At 69.8% G+C, this 17,985-nt stretch carries 14 protein-coding genes; 7 read left to right on the top strand and 7 right to left on the bottom strand.

What is annotated here, in order from left to right; all coding sequences use genetic code 11:
* Positions 1-14: 14 nt before the first annotated feature.
* The gene (locus tag RSA25_RS08940; protein ID WP_332808560.1) at positions 15-341 is read left to right on the top strand and encodes a DUF3817 domain-containing protein; all 327 of its coding nucleotides are present in this window, start codon (positions 15-17) and stop codon (positions 339-341) included.
* A gap of 48 nt (positions 342-389) precedes the next feature.
* On the opposite strand, the gene RSA25_RS08935 is transcribed toward RSA25_RS08940, so the two are convergent.
* The 7 genes from RSA25_RS08935 to atpC form a co-directional block, all read right to left on the bottom strand.
* Positions 390-3,020 carry an autotransporter outer membrane beta-barrel domain-containing protein gene (locus tag RSA25_RS08935; RefSeq protein ID WP_332808541.1) on the bottom strand — a complete coding sequence of 877 codons (2,631 nt, stop codon included), beginning with the start codon at positions 3,018-3,020 and terminating at the stop codon, positions 390-392.
* A gap of 216 nt (positions 3,021-3,236) precedes the next feature.
* Positions 3,237-3,563, bottom strand: coding sequence for a thioredoxin family protein (locus RSA25_RS08930; protein ID WP_332808540.1), 327 nt, complete (start codon positions 3,561-3,563; stop codon positions 3,237-3,239).
* On the bottom strand, positions 3,535-4,017 hold the full coding sequence (locus tag RSA25_RS08925; protein ID WP_332808539.1) for a flavodoxin: 483 nt from the start codon (positions 4,015-4,017) through the stop codon (positions 3,535-3,537). The genes RSA25_RS08930 and RSA25_RS08925 overlap by 29 nt, the downstream gene beginning before the upstream one ends.
* A gap of 10 nt (positions 4,018-4,027) precedes the next feature.
* A complete protein-coding gene (locus RSA25_RS08920) occupies positions 4,028-5,068 on the bottom strand; it encodes a ribonucleotide-diphosphate reductase subunit beta (RefSeq protein ID WP_332808538.1) in 1,041 nt (346 codons plus the stop codon).
* Between the two features lie 194 nt (positions 5,069-5,262).
* Positions 5,263-7,677: a ribonucleoside-diphosphate reductase subunit alpha gene (locus RSA25_RS08915; protein WP_332808537.1), complete on the bottom strand. Its 2,415-nt coding sequence runs from the start codon at positions 7,675-7,677 to the stop codon at positions 5,263-5,265.
* Between the two features lie 268 nt (positions 7,678-7,945).
* Positions 7,946-9,451 carry a DASS family sodium-coupled anion symporter gene (locus tag RSA25_RS08910; protein ID WP_332808536.1) on the bottom strand — a complete coding sequence of 502 codons (1,506 nt, stop codon included), beginning with the start codon at positions 9,449-9,451 and terminating at the stop codon, positions 7,946-7,948.
* Between the two features lie 28 nt (positions 9,452-9,479).
* A complete protein-coding gene (gene atpC, locus RSA25_RS08905; RefSeq protein WP_332808535.1) occupies positions 9,480-9,938 on the bottom strand; it encodes an ATP synthase F1 subunit epsilon in 459 nt (152 codons plus the stop codon).
* 253 nt (positions 9,939-10,191) lie between these two features.
* Here atpC and RSA25_RS08900 point away from each other — a divergent pair, with 253 nt between their 5' ends.
* The 6 genes from RSA25_RS08900 to RSA25_RS08875 form a co-directional block, all read left to right on the top strand.
* The gene (locus RSA25_RS08900) at positions 10,192-11,391 is read left to right on the top strand and encodes an MFS transporter (protein ID WP_332808534.1); all 1,200 of its coding nucleotides are present in this window, start codon (positions 10,192-10,194) and stop codon (positions 11,389-11,391) included.
* The gene (locus tag RSA25_RS08895; protein ID WP_332808533.1) at positions 11,388-12,566 is read left to right on the top strand and encodes an isochorismate synthase; all 1,179 of its coding nucleotides are present in this window, start codon (positions 11,388-11,390) and stop codon (positions 12,564-12,566) included. The genes RSA25_RS08900 and RSA25_RS08895 overlap by 4 nt, the downstream gene beginning before the upstream one ends.
* A gap of 16 nt (positions 12,567-12,582) precedes the next feature.
* On the top strand, positions 12,583-14,238 hold the full coding sequence (locus RSA25_RS08890) for an AMP-binding protein (protein ID WP_332808532.1): 1,656 nt from the start codon (positions 12,583-12,585) through the stop codon (positions 14,236-14,238).
* Positions 14,238-14,873 (top strand): isochorismatase family protein, encoded by a 636-nt coding sequence (locus tag RSA25_RS08885; RefSeq protein WP_332808531.1) that lies wholly within the window; start codon positions 14,238-14,240, stop codon positions 14,871-14,873. Before RSA25_RS08890 ends, RSA25_RS08885 begins: the two co-directional genes overlap by 1 nt.
* Positions 14,870-15,136, top strand: coding sequence for a phosphopantetheine-binding protein (locus RSA25_RS08880; protein ID WP_332808530.1), 267 nt, complete (start codon positions 14,870-14,872; stop codon positions 15,134-15,136). Before RSA25_RS08885 ends, RSA25_RS08880 begins: the two co-directional genes overlap by 4 nt.
* Before the next feature lie 10 nt (positions 15,137-15,146).
* Positions 15,147-17,985 (top strand): amino acid adenylation domain-containing protein (locus tag RSA25_RS08875; RefSeq protein WP_332808529.1); only part of this gene is annotated, 2,839 nt, incomplete at its 3' end.

The raw sequence follows: 17,985 nt of genomic DNA, 5'->3' as shown, positions 1-17,985 counted from the left end.
ACGCCCCCCTCCCGATGCGCCCGATGGGCCGCGTGTTCGCCACCGTTGCCTTCATCGAGGCGCTCACCTGGGCCGGCCTGCTGGTCGGCATGTATTTCAAGTACCACGCCGCCGATCCCACGCCGCTCGGCGTGCGCGTGTTCGGGCCGCTGCACGGGTTCGCCTTCATGGCCTATGTGCTGGTCACGCTGCTGGCGGCGGTGCGGCTGCGCTGGCCGTGGTGGGCGGCCGGCCTGGCGCTGCTCGCGGCGGTGCCGCCGCTGGTGACGCTGCCGCTGGAGTGGTGGTTCAAGCGGCGTGGGTTGCTGGGTGGGCCGTCGCTGCGCAAAGCGCGCGCCTGACGCGCACAGGCGCCGACGTGACTGTCGGCGCCTGTGCCTGCCCAACGGCTACCAGCTGTAGCTCATGCCCAGCTGCGCGCTGGTCACGTGATAGCCCGACGACTGCTGGCGCGAGAGGCCACCCCAGGCGCCCATGCCGTTGGCGAACTTCACCGAGGCACCCGCACTGACTTCGGCACGGCTGCGCGGGATGCGGGCGTCCACTACCTCGTCATCCATGCGCACCTGCGACTCAGCCCGGGTATGCAACCAGTGGGCTGCGATGTACGGCTGCACTTCTGCGGCCGCCCCCCCCCAGCGGGTCACGCCGGACAGGCGCAGCCCGACGCGGCCGAACAGGCCATCGGCATCCTGCGCGGTCACCACCGTGCCATTGGCCTCGGTGTGTCGCAGGGCATCCCAGTGGTTGTAGCCCACCTGCAACTGCGGCTCCAGGAACAGACCGCCGTTGCGCGCGCTGCCCAGGGGTAAGGCATAGCCGGTTTCGATGGCACCCTGCCAGGCGCGGCTGTCGTAGCGCTCGGCGGCCAGGCCACTGCCCTCCACCCGGTTGCGGAACTGGGTGCGCTGCAGTGAGCCGTCCACATAGAAGCCGGCATACGGGTCGGGGGCGCTGCCGCTGCGCCACGTAGCGTAGATGCCAAGGGCTTCTCCCTTGACCTTGCCACGGGCATGGTAGCCGGTGAGCGGGTTGGTCGACGTGCTGCTGGCATTGCCGCTGGAGATCATCACGCCTGCGCTGCTGCCGGTGTCTGCGCGCCACACATCGGCACCCACGGTCAGCGCCTGGCTGTTGCCGCGGATATCCAGTTGCTGGCTGACGGCATCAAACCCGTTGCGCGCGCCATCCACCCGCGCCCAGGCGCGTCCGGCATTCTGGCCCGCATGGCGGTCGTGGTAGCCGATGCGGAACAGGGTCTGCGCCGCCTGCAGGTTGGCCAGATAGGCACCCGGTTCAGGGCGCAGCACCGGCTCCGGATTTACCGGCGTGCAGTCGGGCAGGGTAGGGTCCACGTCGCACGGGTCGGGCTGGCCCGGCAGCTGCGAGCGCAGGTACCAGTTGCCGTCGGTGCCGGTGCCCTTGAACAGGAAGTACTCGTATTGGCCGCCAACCGCGCGGCCGGCGAGGTCGAACTGCCCATTGGAGGCGCCGGCGACCTGGATCAGCTCGATGCCCTGGCTGGTCTGGGCGCCCGCGCCGCCGACGTTGTTGACCCGGACGTTGGTCTGGCCGCTGCTGTCGCCGCCGATCACCAGCTTGTCGGTCGCGGCATCGTCGCCCGCCAGTACCGTGTTGAACACCAGGGTGCCGCCGTCGCTGGCATAGTCGCCGGCGACCTGCAGCGTGTGGAAGCTGGCCCCGTCACCGAGCTCCACCAGCGCGCTGCCCGCCAGACCGACCTGTTGCACGTTGCTGTCGCCGGTCAAACGCCAGTGCGCGCCATCGACGGTGACGGTGCTGCCGTTGATGATGGCACCGGTCAGCGAGGCGCGGTCTGAGAGGGCCACATTGACGTCGGCCGCGTTGATGCCTTGCACCAGACCAACGATGTCGCCCTGGATCGTGGAAGCGGCGGCGCTCAGATCGGCGCTGCCGCGGGCGGCTACCTCCAGCGCGATGCCGTTGCCACCTTCCACGCTGGCGCCATTGCGCAGGGCGATGTTGGCGTTGCCGCCGCCGACCGACATGCCGGGCCCGCTGCCCGAAACCACCCGCGAGCGGTCCAACGCCACCTGACCACTGTTGATCGAGATACCCGTTGTCGCACCTTCAATCACCGACTCATCCAGTGCACGGAAGGTTCCGCCCGCGACCGAGACTGCCGACCGACCAGCGCCCGTGCCGGTCCCGCGGATGCTGGAGCCGACGGCAGTGAATGTTGCGCCCTCGTACAGGACCACCGCCGTGTCGCCGGCCAGTTCCGAATTCACGACGGTCGCTACCGGCGGCGGGGTGCCGGGGTTGGCACCGTCGCCCTGCAGGAACACAAGCCCCTCGATCTTTGATCGCTCGATAAACAGATCGCCGGTGTAGAACATCGAGATCGCACGGCTTTGGCCGGAGAGCGTGCTGTTGGAGATGCGGGCGACGCCTCCCCCCATGCTCAACCCCCAGCCATTGGAGCCGCTGGCGCTGCCGTCTGAGCGGGCCGTTACCCCGTCCAGCACCAGCGTTCCGCCATCCGCGACCGAGAGTGCTTCGCCGCCGGTGGCAATGGTGGTGTTCCGGATCGACAGCTGGCTGCCCGCGTCGCCGACCGCCAGCCCGCGGCCGGCAGAGTTCACCGCCATGTTGGAAAGGTTGAGGGTGCTCCCCCCTGTCGCCGCGCCAGCGCGTCCCCTGATGGACACTATGCTGATCGTGCCGCCGGTGATATCGCCGGTTGAATTGTTGCCGACGCCAATGCCGGTAAGCCCTCCAATGGCCACATCATTGCCGGTCACGCGTGAGTTGTTCGTGTCGATTGAGCCGGTTATGCCGCCAGGGGCGATGGTCAACGCAGCGCCGTCGCTGAGAAACCAGTTCTCAGACGTATCGCCCGGGTTCACCGTGGCCGAACTACCTGGACCGCTCAGATTGCGCGCGAGGACGGCACACGGCGCCAACGCCACGCACAGCGCGATGGCGCTGAACAACGGGTGTCGGCGGTTGGAAAGGCGGATGGATGCAGACGTCATGACAAACCTCGGGCGATGTGCCGAGGTCAGGCGGAGCGATGTCCGCCTACTCCAGCACGCGTGGGAATGCGTGAGATCTTCCAATAGCCAGTCGCGCTGAACTATGCAATTAGTTGTAGCCGCCGCCTATCGCCCCCTTGATTCACTCTTGATTAGGTAGCGTGATCGGGGTGTGAATGCTGCGTAATCAGTGCTTGGCGTAGCGATTGCGACGGATCAGGGAACTGTCTCCAGCGCTGCGCCGATCTGCTTCGGCGACTGGTACCCGGCCAGCCGCGCCACTTCGTGACCGTCACGGACCAGCAGCAGGGTCGGGGTCTGGCGCAGCCCGAGGTGGCGGAAGAACACCTCGCCGATGGTCTCCAGCTTCACCTTGAGCAGCACCACGCCTTGGGCCAGCGGCGACTCGGCGAAGCTGGCCAGCGACATGTCCAGCATGCGGCAGCCGGGGCAATCGTCCTTGTGGAAGTCCACCAGCACGGTGGCGTGTTCGCGCAGGGCGGCGTGGTAGTGGTCAGGCGTGGCGGCATGCAGGATCAACATCGTGAAGGCCCTCGAAGTGGGCCAGCGTCGCGTCGGCCCAGTGGTGGATGGTGTGGGTGTCCACAACGCCGTGCGGCATCTGCTCGATCGCCAGCACGGGGTAGGCGGAGGCGAAGAAGCGCGCCAGCCGGTGCGCGGCGCCGCAATAGACTTCCATACCCCATTGGGTCTCGCCGGTGCCGAACACCGCCAGCCGGTCACCCGGCGGCAAGCCGGGGCCATCGCGCAGTGCGGCCACGAACCGCTTCATCTCCGCCGGGGTGCGCCCGGCGCTGTCGGTCCAGCAGCCCAACAGCAGCAGGTCGCGTGGGCGCGCCAGCGCGGGCAGGGCGTCGGCACTGTCCACGTCCACGCAGTGCAGCGCGTGGCCACGGGCCTGGCAGTGCGCGGCCAGCAGGCGCGCCACTTCGCGGGTGTTGCCGCTCAGCGAGGCATAGGCAAGCAGGATCTGCATCGGCGCATGCCTAGAGGTCGTCGAAGCCGTTGTCCGCGTTGGTCTTCTTGTAGCTGGCGTTGCGCATCTCGAAGAAGTCGGTCTTGGTTTCGGTGAAGTTGTCGGCGTAGGCCTTGATCCACGGCATCACGTTTACGTTGGACTCGCTGTAGAGCTTCTCGATGCCGAGCATGCCGGCCATCTTGTTGGCGCGGTATTTCACGTAGCGGATCATCTCGTCCACGTCGATGCCGTCGATGCCGTCCAGCACTTCGCCGGTCCAGCGGGTCTCCAGCGCGATGGCGTGTTCGAAGGCCTGGTGCACGTAGGCGGTGAGCTGTTCGCCCTGCAGCTGCGGGTTCTCGCCGATGATGGCGCGGATCAGTTCGCTGATGAACTTGGTGTGCGACAGCTCGTCGCGGTTGATGAAGCTGATGATCTTGCCGGTGCCGGTCATGCGGTTCTGCCGCACCAGGTTGTAGAAGAAGGCGAAGCCGGAATAGAAGTTGATGCCTTCCAGGATCGAGGACTGGATCAGCGAGCGGATCAGCGTCTCGGCGGTCTTCTCGCGCATGAAGTCGTCGTAGGACTGCATGATCGGCTGGTTGCGCGCCAGGATGGTGGGATGGGTGCGGGCGATCTCGAACACGCGGTTCTGGTCGGCCAGCCCGGCGATGGAGGCCAGCACGTAGCTGTAGCTCTCGTTGTGGATCACCTCCTGCTGGCCGATGATCGCCGCGTTGGCATGCGCGGCCGGGTCGGTGATGTACTCGGCCACGTTGTAGATGAAGCGGGTCTGCGGCGAATCCAGCGTGGCCAGCAGGCCGATGATGGAGTCGTAGGCGTTCTTCTCGCGCGCGTTGAGCTCGCCGTAGCCGCGCGCATCGCCCTTCATGTCCACCTCGTCGGGGATCCAGAAGTTGGTCGACAGCTCCTTGTACGCCCGGTAGAAGGACGGGTAGGGGATGTCGTTCCAGTTGAGGATGCCGCTGGTGCGGCCGTTGATGATGCCGGTGGAGCGGTTGGGGTGGCGCGGTTCGAGGATCTTGATGCGTTCGAGCGGGGTTGCCATGGGGGTCCTTGCAGAGAGGCGTGATGATCAGGGAGCCTGGCGAGCAACGGTCGTCAGCTACCGGGACGCGTCTGGTGGAGAGCCCCCTGAGTCAGGGGGCGGCCGCGAAGCGGCGGGGGTATGGGAGGTGATGAAAGGGGGCCCATGGTTTGCGAAGCGAACCATGGGTGCGTCAGCGCGAATGCGATGAACGCTTACCCCCCGCACCATTCGCACTCGGCGACGTCGATGTCGTTGGAGCGCACGTAATAGGTGGTTTTCAGGCCTTCGCGCCAGGCGGTCATGTGCAGGGCGAGCAGGGTGCTGGCGCGGATGGTGCTGGGCACGTACAGGTTGAAGCTGATGGCCTGGTCCACGTGGCGCTGGCGGCGCGCGTTCTGGCGGATGCTGGCGAACTGGTCCAGCCGGTAGGCGCCCTTTTCGTAGTACGGGTAGGTTTCCAGCGACAGCCCGGGCGCGGCCACCGGGCGGCGGAAGTCCTTCTTCTCTTCGTAGTAGAAGGCGCCGTACACCGGGTCGATCGAGGCACTCGAGCCGGCGATCTGCGCGGTGCTCATGTTCGGTGCCACCGCCAGCAGCCACCCGTTGCGCAACCCATGCACGCTTACCTGGGCGGCCAGTTCCTGCCACGCCGGGCTGTCGTACCGGCGGGCGCGGAAGTACTCGCCGGTCTGCCAGTCGCTGCCCAGGAAGGTGCTGTAGCGGCCTTTTTCCTCGGCCAGGCGCATGCTGGCCTGGATGGCCAGGTAGTTGATGCGCTCGTAGAGGTGGTCGGCATAGGCTTCGGCCTGCGGGTCGTCCCACTGGATCTGCTTCAGGGCCAGCAGGTGGTGCCAGCCGAAGGTGCCCAGCCCGATCGCGCGGTACTTGCGGTTGGTGAGCGTGGCCTGCGGCACCGGCAGCTGGTTGAGGTCGATCACGTTGTCCAGCATGCGCACCTGGATCGGCACCAGCCGCTCCAGCACGTCGGCCGACAGCAGGTCCGGCGCGGCGGTGACCGCGCGCCCCAGGTTGATCGAAGACAGGTTGCACACCACGAAATCGCCGGCCTGGCGGGTGGTGACGATCTGGTCGCCGCTGATCATCTCCTGCATCAGCCGGGTCGGGCTCATGTTCTGCAGGATCTCGGTGCACAGGTTGCTGGAGTACACCTTGCCGACATGCTTGTTGGGGTTCATCCGGTTCACTTCATCCCGGTAGAACATGAAGGGATTGCCGGTCTCCAGCTGGCTGACCATGATCCGCTTGAACAGGTCGATGGCCTTGAGCGTGCGCCGGCTGATCCGCTCGTCGGCCACCACCTCGGCATAGCGCTCGCGGAAGCTGCCCTGGCCACGCTGCTCGTCATGGAAATCCTGCAGGTACCAGCCCTTGATCCGCTTCACCTCGTGCGGATCGAACAGGTACCAGTCGCCGCGCCGCTCCACCGCCTCCATGAACAGGTCCGGCAGGCACACCGAGGTGAACACATCGTGGGCGCGCAGGCGCTGGTCGCCGTTGTTCAGGCGCAGGTCCAGGAACGCTTCGATATCGCGGTGCCACACGTCCAGGTACACCGCGATGGCGCCCTTGCGCTGGCCGAGCTGGTCCACGCTGACGGCGGTGTTGTTGAGCTGCTTGATCCACGGCACCACGCCGCCGGAGGCGTTGGCCACGCCGCGGATCGCCGCGCCGGCCGAGCGCACATAGCCCAGGTAGGCGCCCACGCCACCGCCGTGCTTGGACACCCGGGCCACGTCGGTGTTGGAGTCGTAGATGCCCTGCAGGCTGTCGTCCACCGTGTCGATGAAGCACGACGACAGCTGGCCGCCGGTCTTGCCGGCGTTGGCCAGGGTGGGCGTGGCCACGGTCATGTACAGGTTGGACAGCGCCCAGTACGCCTCGCGCACCAGGCGCATGCGCCGGGCGCGGGTGCGGTCGCCGCTCTGGTGCTCGTTCTGCATCAGGTACAGCGCGATGGTCAGCCAGCGCTCCTGCGGCAGTTCGTACACCGCGCGCGATTGATCGGTGGCCAGGTAGCGGGTGGCCAGCAGGTACAGCCCGTTGTAGGCGAACAGCAGGTCGCGCTCGGGTTCGATCATGCCGCCGGCTTCTTCCAGTTCCTCCTTGGAATAGGCCTTGAGGATGTCGATGGAGTAGACGTTGCGGTCGGCCAGGCTTTCCTGCAGGCCCACGTAGGAGCCGTAGCGCAGGCTGGCATCGTAGAAGCGGTTCTTGCTGGCGCGCTTGTACAGGCGGCGCAGGTAGAAGCGGGCGGCCACGTGCTCCCAATCCGGGGCGACCAGGTCCACGCGCGATTCGGCCTCGCGGATGAGCAGGTCGACCAGCTCATCGGCGCTGAGTTGTTCGCGCCGTTGCACCACCGCCAGCACGCTGCGCTGGTAATCGGCCAGGTCCAGGTGCGGGAACTCGGCCTGCACGGCCTGGATCGCACGCCGCAGGCGCGCCGGGTCGAACGGCATGCGGCGGTTGCCGCCTTCCTTGGTGATCCACAGCTCGGGGTCGCTGGCAGCGGGCGCCAGGTCGGGGGCAGCGTCGCGGAGGGGGGTGTCCTGGTGGCTCATCGGGTGTCCATGCGGTGCGCAGTTGTCGCGTCGCGATGCAGGCATCGCGGCGGCCGGGCGGGCGTCATGGCGGCGGGGGATCGTGACCGGTGTGGACCGGTGGATGCGGGTGCCGCCAGGCGCCGTTCGGGGGGGTACGCCGTGCGGCCGAGGGCGGCTGCGGGGGCGTGACGGGGAACCGGGCCTGGCGGAAGCGGGGAGCCGATAAACACAACATAGTGTGGGTCTGCCTCATCGTCAACATCATATGTTGGGTTGATGAGGCCTCGCGCGTGACCAAACGCCGCAGCCGTTCAACGCGCGTGCGACGGCGCTACCAGTACCCCAGCAGCTTCCACCACGCGCCGCCGACCACGGCGAACACCAGCAGCTCGAACACGCACATCGCAAACCCCACCCGCCACCAGGTGCCCAGGCTGACGTAGCCGCTGCCGAAGATGATCGGCGAGGTGCCGGTGGCGTAATGGGTGAGGGTCATCATGATCGCCGAGCCGGCGGTCATCATCAGCATGAAGGGCACCACGTAATCGGCCGGGATCAGCAGCGCGCCCACGCCGAGGAAGGCCAGCAGCATCGCGCTGATGTGCGCGGTGGTGCTGGCAAACAGGTAATGGGAGAACACGAACGCCAGCACCAGCACCGCGGCGATGGCCTGCCAGCCCATGCCGCTGGCCACGATGGCCTGCTTCATGCCCTCGGAGAACCAGCCGATCACGCCCAGTCTGTTGAGCTGCTCGGCCATCATCACCAGCGCGCCGAACCACACCAGCGTGTCCCACGCGCTCTTCTCCGAAAGCACGTCGTCCCAGTCGATGGTGCCGGTGATGATCAGCACGAACAGCCCCAGGAAGGCCACCACGGTGGGGTCCAGCGTCCACGCCGGCCCCAGCAGCATGGCCGGCAGGTTGGCCCACAGCACCAGCAACAGGCCGAAGGTGGCCATCATCACTTTCTCGCGCGGGGCCAGCGGCCCCATCCGTGCCAGTTCGGCACGCGCGTAGTCCACCGCGTTCGGCGTGGCTTTCAACTGCGGCGGGGAGAGCAGGTAGATCACCAGCGGCATCAGCAGCAGGCAGACCAGGCCCGGCACCAGCATGCACAGCGCCCAGGTGGTCCAGGTGAGGTGGAACTGCTGGCCGGTGGCCTTGGCCACGTAGTCCACCACCAGCGGGTTGGGCGCGGTGGCGGTGAGGAACATCGCCGAGGTGATCGGGTTGGCGTGGTAGTTGACCAGCGCCAGGTAGGTGCCCACCTTGCCCTGGGTGCCCTTGGCCGGATCCGAGTCGAAGGCGTTGGCGATCGAGCGCATCACCGGGTGCACGATGCCGCCGCCGCGCGCGGTGTTGCTGGGCGTGAACGGGGCCAGCACCAGCTCGCACACGGCCAGCCCGTAGCCCACCCCCAGCGTGCGCTTGCCCAGCAGGGCGATGAACATCAACCCGATGCGGCTGCCCAGGCCGGTCTTCTTCAAGCCGCGCGAGATCAGGATGGCCACCACGATCAGCCAGATCAGCGGGCTGGCGAAGCTGCCCAGCGCATCGGCGATGGCGCCCTTGGAACTGGTCGAGGTGACCTGGGACAAGGACACGATCACGATGGCCATCATCGCCATCACCCCGATCGGCATCACCTTGAGGATGATCGCCACGATGGTGGTCAGGAAGATCGCCACCAGCCCCCAGGCCTTGGGCGTGAGGCCGGCCGGGCAGGGCAGCAGCAACAGGGTGACCAGCACTGCGGTGGCGATCAGCGCCGGCACCAGCCGGAACGGCACCGCGCGGTTGAAGTAGGCGAACAGGGCCTGCAGTCGCTTGAACATGGCGGGGTCCGGTTGGGCGGATGGGGGTTTACTTGAAGGGCAGTCCACGCAGCTGCTGGCCACGCGCCCAGGCCAGTTCGGCGTGCACCTTGGCGGTGTCCGGGTCGGTCAGCGCGGCGGCCATCGGCGCGCTGGCCGTCTCGCGCGCGACACGCGCGCGCGCTTCATCCAGGTCCTCGCTGCGCAGGGCCAGGTCGGCCAGCACGATCACCCGGCCCGGCTGCACTTCCACGTGGCCACCGGAGACGTACACATGCAGCGGCGGCTCGTTGACCGGGAACACCGACACCATGCCTTCGCGCAGCGTGGCCAGCAGCGGCGCGTGCCGGGCCAGCACGCCGAACCGGCCCTCGCCGCCGGGCAGGCTGATCTCGCGCACCTCGCCGCTCCAGATCTCGCCGGTGAGGCTGATGATCTGCACGGCCAGGGCCTCGGCGACGTCGGCGACGATGCCGGGCAGGGCAGAGGCGGGAGGCAGTGACGACATCGCGCGGGGCCGGAGTGGGGTGGCCCCAGCTTAGACGCGTGGCCGTGTGCATGGGTTGATCGACATCACTGCAGGCAGTGGCCTGATGCGCATGCCCGTGGATGAACGCGCACCCCGGTCCACGACCAACTCGCGAATGCGACCTGTTATCATTTGCGCGGATAGCCACGTCGATTGCACATCGTCGAAGCCGATCAATCCGACGCGCCGCGCCGTGCGCCGCGCGCCCTTTCCCTGATTGGCGTGGTGTCGTATGCGTGAGCGTTCCGTAATCCCCGGGTTGCCCGCCCTGGTCTTTGCTGCCTTGACCGGCACCATGGCGATGATGGCCTTCGTGGCAGTGGTGGGCCCGGTGGTCCGCTTGCTCGGCCTGGCCGAGTGGCATGCCGGCCTGTCGGTGACCGCCGCCGGCGTGCTGTGGATGCTGTCGGCGCGCCGCTGGGGCATGCTGAGTGATCGCATCGGGCGCAAGCGCGTGCTGATGATCGCACTCGCCGCCTACGTGCTCATCTACGTGGCGATGGCGGTGTTCGTGGATGCCGCGCTGGCGCGGGCACCGGCGGTGTGGGTGTCGGTGGCGGTGCTGGTGGGCACGCGCGCGCTGGTCGGGTTGTTCTATGCGGCGGTGCCGCCGACCGCCGCGGCGCTGGTCGCCGACGGGGCCGCACCGGGGCAACGGGCGGCGGCGATGGCCAAGCTCGGCAGCGCCAACGCGCTGGGCATGGTGGTCGGCCCGGCCGCGGCCGGCTGGATCGCGTTCCACCAGTTGTCGCTCACGCTGTATGTCGCCGCGTTGCTGCCGCTGCTGTCGCTGGCCGCCATCGCCTGGCGCCTGCCGGCCGATGCACCGGCCGCCACCGCCGCGGGCAGGCCGCGCCATCGCCTGGGCTGGACCGACGCGCGCCTGCGCCTGCCGATCCTGGCGGTGTTCATCGCCATGATCTCGGTCACCATCGCCCAGGTCACGGTGGGCTTCTTCGCCATCGACCGGCTGCACCTGTCGCCGGCCGACGGCGCGCGCTCGGCCGGCCTGGCGCTCACGGCGGTGGGCGTGGGCCTGATCCTGGCGCAGGGGCTGGTGATGAAGTGCGCCGGGGTGCCGCCGCGTCGCTGGATCACCATCGGCGCGCTGGTTTCCGGGCTCGGGTTCGCCTCGGTCGCGCTGGTCGATGCGCGCTGGACGCTGTTGCTGGCCTATGCCGTGGCCGCGTTCGGGATGGGTTTCGTGTTCCCCTCGTTCCAGGCCCTGGCCGCCGACGCGGTGGAGGCCCACGAGCAGGGCGCCGCCGCCGGCACCGTGGCCTCGGTGCAGGGGCTGGGCATGGTGATCGGCCCGATGCTGGGCACGCTGCTGTACCAGTGGCGACCGAGCGCGCCGTATCTGCTGGTGGGCGCCCTGCTGCTGGCGCTCTCAGCCACCGCATTGCGCCACCGCGCGGCGGTGACGGCATGAACGAGGCGCTGCACACCGCCCTGGGCGAGGACGGCACCGTGTTGGCGCCGGCCGAGCTACCCACCGACATTCCCTTCCTGCTGCGTGCGCCGCTGCGCTCGCTGGAGGCGCATGGCTGCCGTGCATCGCTGCCGCGAGGCAGCACAACCACGCTGGCGGCGCGGGTGGCGGCGTTCTTCGCCACGCCGCGCGCCGGGTTGCCGCTGCTGGTGGGGGCGTTGCCGTTCGATCCCGACGCGGACGACGCCCTGCACCAGCCGCAGTGGTTGTCGAGCAACGTGACCACGCAGGCACCGCCCGCGCCGCGCTTCAGCGGGCGCCTCGTGGAGGAACCGAGCGCGCAGGCCTATGCCGCCAGCGTGGCCCAGGCCTTGACCGCCCTCGGCCAGCACACCCCGGCGCTGCACAAGGTGGTGCTCGCGCGCAGCCTGCACCTGCACGGCGATGCCCCGATCGCCCCGCGCGAGCTGGCCACCCGGCTGGGCCGCGATGCCAGCGTGGCCACCTACCTGGTGCCGCTGCCGCTCGCCGAGGGCGAGCCACCGGCCTGGCTGGTCGGTGCCACCCCGGAGCTTCTGGTGTCGCGCCGCGGTCGCGCGGTGTGTTCCCATCCACTGGCCGGCTCGGCGCGCCGCCATGCCGATCCGGCCGAGGACGCACGCACCGCGCAGGCGCTGCTGGCCTCGGCCAAGGACCATGACGAGCATCGCCACGTGGTCGAGGCGATCACCGCCGCGCTGGCACCGTGGTGCGGCCAGGTCCGTGCCGCGGCACGGCCGTCGCTGCATGCCACGGCCACCATGTGGCACCTGGGCACGCGCATCGAGGCCACCCTGGACGATCCGGCCACGCCGGTGGCCGCGCTGGTCGCCGCGCTGCATCCCACGCCGGCGGTGTGCGGCACGCCACGCGCGCAGGCGCTGGCCACCATCGCCGCGCTGGAGCCGGTGCCGCGCGGCTTCTATGCCGGCGCGGTCGGCTGGACCGATGCCGACGGCGATGGTGACTGGTACGTGGCCATCCGCTGCGCGCACGTGCAGGGCTGCCACGCACGCGTGTACGCCGGTGCCGGCATCGTCGCCGACTCGCAACCGGCGCTGGAGACGGCCGAAACCGCCGCCAAGTTCGGTGCCCTGTTGAACGCCTTCGGCGTGGACCGGCTGCCTTCCGCATGATCTTCCGGAGTTGATGATGACCGTTGTTCCCTCCGCAGCACCGCTGGTGCCGCTGCGCCAGACCTGGCCACCGGGGCTGGTGGCACGCTATCGCGCCGCCGGCTACTGGCGCGGCGAAACCCTGCCCGGGTTCCTGCGCGACCGGGCCGGGCGCCATCCCGACGACATCGCGGTGGTCGCCGGCAGCACCCGCCTGAGCTACGCCGCACTCTGGCACGAAGCCGGCCGGATCGGTGCGGGCCTGCTCGCACGCGGGCTGGTGCCGGGCGACCGGGTCGTGGTGCAGCTGGGCAACGTGGCCGAATGCGTGACGGTGATCTTCGGCCTGTTCCGGGCCGGCCTGATCCCGGTGTATGCCTTGCCCGCGCATCGCCTCACCGAGGTGGGCCACGTCGCGCGCAAGGCCCAGGCCCGCGCCTACATCGCCGCCGCCGTGCACGAGGGCTTCGACTACCGCACCCTGGCGCGCGACCTGCAGGCCGCCGAGCCGGCCCTGCAGCATGTGCTGATCGTCGGCGCGCCGGCCGAGTTCACCGCCGTGGACACGCTGGACGGCGACGTGGCGCAGCTGCCGCCCGACCCGGACCCGCAGGCCGTGGCCTTCCTGCAGTTGTCCGGCGGCAGCACCGGGCTGTCCAAGCTGATCCCGCGCACGCACGACGACTACCTGTACTCGGTGCGCGCCAGCAACGACATCTGCGGCATCGACCGCACCAGCGTGTACCTGGTCGCGTTGCCGGTCGTGCACAACTTCCCGATGAGTTCGCCCGGTTTCCTCGGCGCGCTCTACGCCGGTGCCCGCGTGGTGCTCAGCCCCGGCCCCGGCCCGGACGCGGCCTTCCCGCTGATCGCACGCGAGCGCGTCACCTGCGTCGGCCTGGTGCCGCCGCTGGCGCTGCTGTGGGCGCAGGCCGCCCCGGGCAGCGCGCACGACCTGACCAGCCTGCGCGTGATGCAGGTGGGCGGGGCCAAGCTGGTGCCCGAAGCGGCACGGCGGGTGATCGATGCACTGGGCTGCACGCTGCAGCAGGTGTTCGGCATGGCCGAAGGGCTGGTCAACTACACCCGCCTGCACGACCCGCTCGATTGCGTGGTGAATACCCAGGGCCGGCCGATCTCACCGGATGATGAAGTGCTGGTGGTGGACGACCACGGGCACCCGGTCGCCGCAGGCGAGGTGGGCCACCTGCTGACGCGCGGGCCGTACACCATCCGCGCCTACCACAACGATCCGGCCGCCAACGCGCGTGCCTTCACCGAAGACGGTTACTACCGCACCGGCGACCGGGTCCAGCAGTTGGCCGGTGGCTACCTGGTGGTGCAGGGCCGGGCTGGCGACCACATCAACCGGGCCGGTGAAAAGATCTCCGCCGAGGAGATCGAAGACCACCTGCTGGCGCATGCCGAGGTGTTCGATGCGGCGGTGGTGTCCATGCCCGACGCCTTCCTGGGCGAGCGCAGCTGCGCCTTCGTGATCGCGCGCGGTGCCGCGCCCACCGCGGCCAGCCTCAAGGCCTGGATGCGCGGGCGCGGCCTGGCCGCCTTCAAGGTGCCCGACCAGGTGGTGTTCGTGGATGCCTTCGATACCACGGCGGTGGGCAAGATCAGCCGCCGTGAACTGCGCGCGCAACTGCGCGCGCGTTACCTCCACCCCACAGGAGAGCCAAGCTGATGGCGCTGCCCCGCATTTCCCCGTATCCCTTGCCCGAGGCCGGCCAGCTGCCCACCGCGCGCGGCCCGTGGCAGCCGCAGCGCGAGCGCATCGCGCTGCTGGTGCATGACATGCAGCAGTATTTCCTGGCCGCATTCGATGCCGGCAGCGCCCCGCTGGCGCCGGCGGTGGCCAACATCGCCGCGCTGCTGGCGCATTGCCGTGCCCGCGACATCCCCGTGTTCTACACCGCCCAGCGTGGCCAGCAGGACCGGCGCGACCGCGGCCTGCAGGCCGACCTGTGGGGGCCGGGCATGCAGGCCACCGCCGAGCACGAATCCATCCTGGCCGCGCTGGCCCCGGCGCCGGGCGACCAGGTGCTGGTCAAGCACCGTTACAGCGCCTTCCAGCGCAGCAACCTGGAAACGCTGATGCGCGCCCGTGGCCGCGACCAGCTGCTGGTCACCGGCGTGTACGCTCACATCGGCTGCACGGCCACCGTGAACGAGGCGTTCCAGCGCGACATCGAAGCCTTCATCGGCGCCGACGCGGTCGCCGACTTCTCGCGCGCCGACCACGACCTGGCCCTGGACCTGATCGCACGCACCTGCGGCGTTCCGCTGACCACCGCCCACCTGCTGGAGGCCCTGGCATGAGCCTGGAAACCCCGCCCGCCGCGCTGGACCTGGCGCAGATGCGCGCCGACGTGGCCGGCATGCTTGGCGAAGACCCCGCCGCGATCGGGGTGGAGGACAACCTGATCGACCTCGGGCTGGATTCGATGCGCGTGCTGGGGCTGGTGCTGGCCTGGAGCAGGACCGGCATCGCGCTGGAATTCAGCCACCTCGCCGAGCACGCCACCCTGGCCGGCTGGTGGAGCGTGGTGCAGCGGCTGCAGGCGAGCGCCGACCCGGCATGAGCGTGCGCGCATGAGCCCGGGTGAGGTCCCCGCATCCATCGGCACGGCCGGGCCGCGCCTGCCCCTGAGTCCGGCCCAGGCCGGGCTCTGGTATGCGCAGCGGCTGGCCGCGGCGCCGGCCGCGTTCAACACGGCCCACGTGCTATGGATCGACGGGCCACTGGCGCGGGATCGATTCGTGGCCGCCGCCAACACGGCGGCCGCCGAGGCCGAGGCGTTCGCGCTGCGCGCGGCACCGGATGCGGACGGCCAGCCCTGGCAATGGCAGGACCCGGCCCATCTGCCGCAGGTGCAGGTGCTGGACCTGTCCCTGCAGCCCGATCCGGTGGCCGCTGCGCGGGCGGCGATGGACCAGGACCGGCTGCGGGCGGTGGACCCCGCGCGCGACCGCCTGGCCGCGCAATGGCTGTTCGTGCTCGGCCAGGACCGCCATGCCTGGTACCTGCGCGTGCACCACCTGGCCACCGACGGTTACGGCATGGCGGTGTTCAGCGAGCGTGTCAGCGCCTTGTATGCCGGCGAAGGCGACAGTGCGCCATTGGCGCCATTGGCGCCGCTCGCGCCGGTGCTGGCCGAAGCGGCGAGCTACCTGCAAAGCGAGCGCCTTGCACTGGATGCAGCCCACTGGCAGGCCTACCTGGCCGCTGCTCCCGCCGCCGACGGCCTGGCCGGCGGCAGTGCGCCGGCCGCCGCCGATGCCTTGCGCTGGGTGGGCACGGTGCCGCTCGCGTTGCGCGGGCGGCTGCACGCGGCGGCGGCGCAGATCGGCCAGCCGTGGCCGGACCTGCTGGCGGCCTTGGCCGCCGAATACTGCCGCCGCTTCAGTGCGCTCGACGAAGTGGTGCTCGGCGTGCCCTACATGGGCCGCCTGGGCAGCGCGTCGGCGCGGGTGCCGGCGATGGTGATGAACGTGCTGCCGCTGCGCGTGGCCGGTCGCGATGACAGCGTGGCCGGTTTCGTGCGCGGCATCGCCGCTGACCTGCTGCGCGGCCGCCGGCACGGGCGCTACCGGGGCGAGCAGATCCGGCGCGATCTTGGTTTGGTCGGCGGTCAACGGCGCCTGCATGGGCCGCTGATCAATCTGCAGCCGTTCTATCGGCCGCTGCCGCTGTCCGGCGTGTCGGCCCGGCTGGACGTGCTCGGCACCGGCCCGGTGGACGACATCACGTTCGGCTTCCGCGGCGATGGCCAGGCCCTGCTCGATCTGGAGATCGAGGCCAACCCGGCGCTGTACGACCACGAGGCGGTCGCCGCGCATGCCGAGCGGCTGCTGCATTTCATCGAGGCCGCGCTGGACGTGCACGCGCGCGACGGACGCATGGACGACATCGCGCTGGCAACGCCCGCCGAAACCCGGCGCTACCTGGTGGACGTCAACGCCACCGCGCATCCGGTGCCCGATGTCACCCTGGACGCGCTGCTGCTGGCCGCCATGCAGGCCACGCCCACGGCCACCGCGCTGGTGCTGGACGGGCAGACGCTCGACTACGCACAGCTGGAACAGCGCAGCCGGGCGCTGGCGTTGCAGCTGCAGGCGGCCGGAGTGGGCGGCGCCTCGGTGGTGGCGGTGGCGTTGCCGCGCTCGCTGGCGTTGGTGATCGCGCTGGTCGCCGTGCTGCGCGCTGGCGCTGCGTATCTGCCGCTGGACCTGGCCCATCCCGACGCGCGCCTGGCGCGCATCCTGGCCTCGGCGCAACCGGCCTGCGTGCTGGTGGACGACGACCAGGCGCATCGCTTCGCCGGCACGCCGGTGCTGACGCCCGCGCAGTGGCAGGCGGACGCCCGCGCCGCGCTGGCGGTGGCGGTACAGCCGCACGACGCGGCCTACGTGATCTACACCTCCGGTTCCACCGGCGAGCCCAAGGGCGTGCTGGTGGAGCACCGCGCCATCGTCAACCGCCTGCTGTGGATGCGCCATCACTACGGGTTCGACCACGACGACCGCGTGCTGCAGAAGACCCCGGCCACCTTCGACGTGTCGGTGTGGGAGTTCTTCCTGCCGCTGTTGTGCGGGGCCACGCTGGTGCTGGCACCGCCGCACGCCCACCGCGACCCGCTGGCACTGGCCGCGCTCATCACCCGCCATGCGATCACCACCGCGCATTTCGTGCCGTCGATGCTGGACGCCTTCCTTGCCGTCCCGGCCGCGCAGGGCCTGCGCCTGCGCCGGGTGTTCACCAGTGGCGAAGCGCTGGAGGCGTCCCTGCGCGACCGCTTCCATGCCACGCTCGAGGCGCAGCTGCACAACCTCTACGGGCCCACCGAAGCGGCGGTGGACGTCAGCTACTGGCCCGCCGGCGTGGAGGACCATTCGCAGCCGGTGCCGATCGGCTACCCGGTCTGGAACACCCGCCTGTATGTGCTGGACGCGCGCATGCGCGCGGTGCCGCCCGGCGTGCCCGGCGACCTGTACCTGGGCGGGGTGCAGCTGGCGCGCGGTTACCTCGGCCGCGAGGACCTCACGGCCGAGCGCTTCCTCGCCGACCCGCACGTGCCGGGCGGACGGCTGTACCGCAGCGGCGACATCGCCCGCTGGCGCCCCGATGGCGCGCTGGAGTACCTGGGCCGCAGCGACCACCAGGTCAAGCTGCGCGGCCTGCGCATCGAGCTGGGCGAGATCGAGGCGGTGCTGCTGACGCAGCCAGGCGTGACGCGTGCCGAGGTGCTGCTGCGCGAGGACCGCCCCGGCGATCGCCGCCTGGTCGGTTACGTCTCCGGCGAGGCGCTGGTGCCGGCACGGCTGCGCACGGCGCTGGCCGCGCGCCTGCCCGAGTACATGCTGCCAGCCGCGCTGGTGGTGCTGGCGCAGTGGCCGCTCACCGCCAACGGCAAGCTGGACCGCGCGGCGC

It is taken from the genome of Stenotrophomonas sp. (genome assembly GCF_036662295.1).
Lineage (GTDB): Bacteria > Pseudomonadota > Gammaproteobacteria > Xanthomonadales > Xanthomonadaceae > Stenotrophomonas.
This window is presented reverse-complemented; position numbering and strand designations above follow the sequence as displayed.

Bases quoted from the DNA above. Each gene is read 5' to 3' on its own strand.
- RSA25_RS08930 (WP_332808540.1), bottom strand. From the start codon at position 3,563: ATGTTGATCCTGCATGCCGCCACGCCTGACCACTACCACGCCGCCCTG.
- RSA25_RS08925 (WP_332808539.1), bottom strand. From the start codon at position 4,017: ATGCAGATCCTGCTTGCCTATGCCTCGCTGAGCGGCAACACCCGCGAA.
- RSA25_RS08940 (WP_332808560.1), top strand. From the start codon at position 15: ATGCGCCCGATGGGCCGCGTGTTCGCCACCGTTGCCTTCATCGAGGCG.
- RSA25_RS08935 (WP_332808541.1), bottom strand. From the start codon at position 3,020: ATGACGTCTGCATCCATCCGCCTTTCCAACCGCCGACACCCGTTGTTC.
- RSA25_RS08890 (WP_332808532.1), top strand. From the start codon at position 12,583: ATGACCGTTGTTCCCTCCGCAGCACCGCTGGTGCCGCTGCGCCAGACC.
- RSA25_RS08920 (WP_332808538.1), bottom strand. From the start codon at position 5,068: ATGGCAACCCCGCTCGAACGCATCAAGATCCTCGAACCGCGCCACCCC.
- RSA25_RS08895 (WP_332808533.1), top strand. From the start codon at position 11,388: ATGAACGAGGCGCTGCACACCGCCCTGGGCGAGGACGGCACCGTGTTG.
- RSA25_RS08885 (WP_332808531.1), top strand. From the start codon at position 14,238: ATGGCGCTGCCCCGCATTTCCCCGTATCCCTTGCCCGAGGCCGGCCAG.
- RSA25_RS08910 (WP_332808536.1), bottom strand. From the start codon at position 9,451: ATGTTCAAGCGACTGCAGGCCCTGTTCGCCTACTTCAACCGCGCGGTG.
- atpC (WP_332808535.1), bottom strand. From the start codon at position 9,938: ATGTCGTCACTGCCTCCCGCCTCTGCCCTGCCCGGCATCGTCGCCGAC.
- RSA25_RS08900 (WP_332808534.1), top strand. From the start codon at position 10,192: ATGCGTGAGCGTTCCGTAATCCCCGGGTTGCCCGCCCTGGTCTTTGCT.
- RSA25_RS08915 (WP_332808537.1), bottom strand. From the start codon at position 7,677: ATGCCTGCATCGCGACGCGACAACTGCGCACCGCATGGACACCCGATG.
- RSA25_RS08880 (WP_332808530.1), top strand. From the start codon at position 14,870: ATGAGCCTGGAAACCCCGCCCGCCGCGCTGGACCTGGCGCAGATGCGC.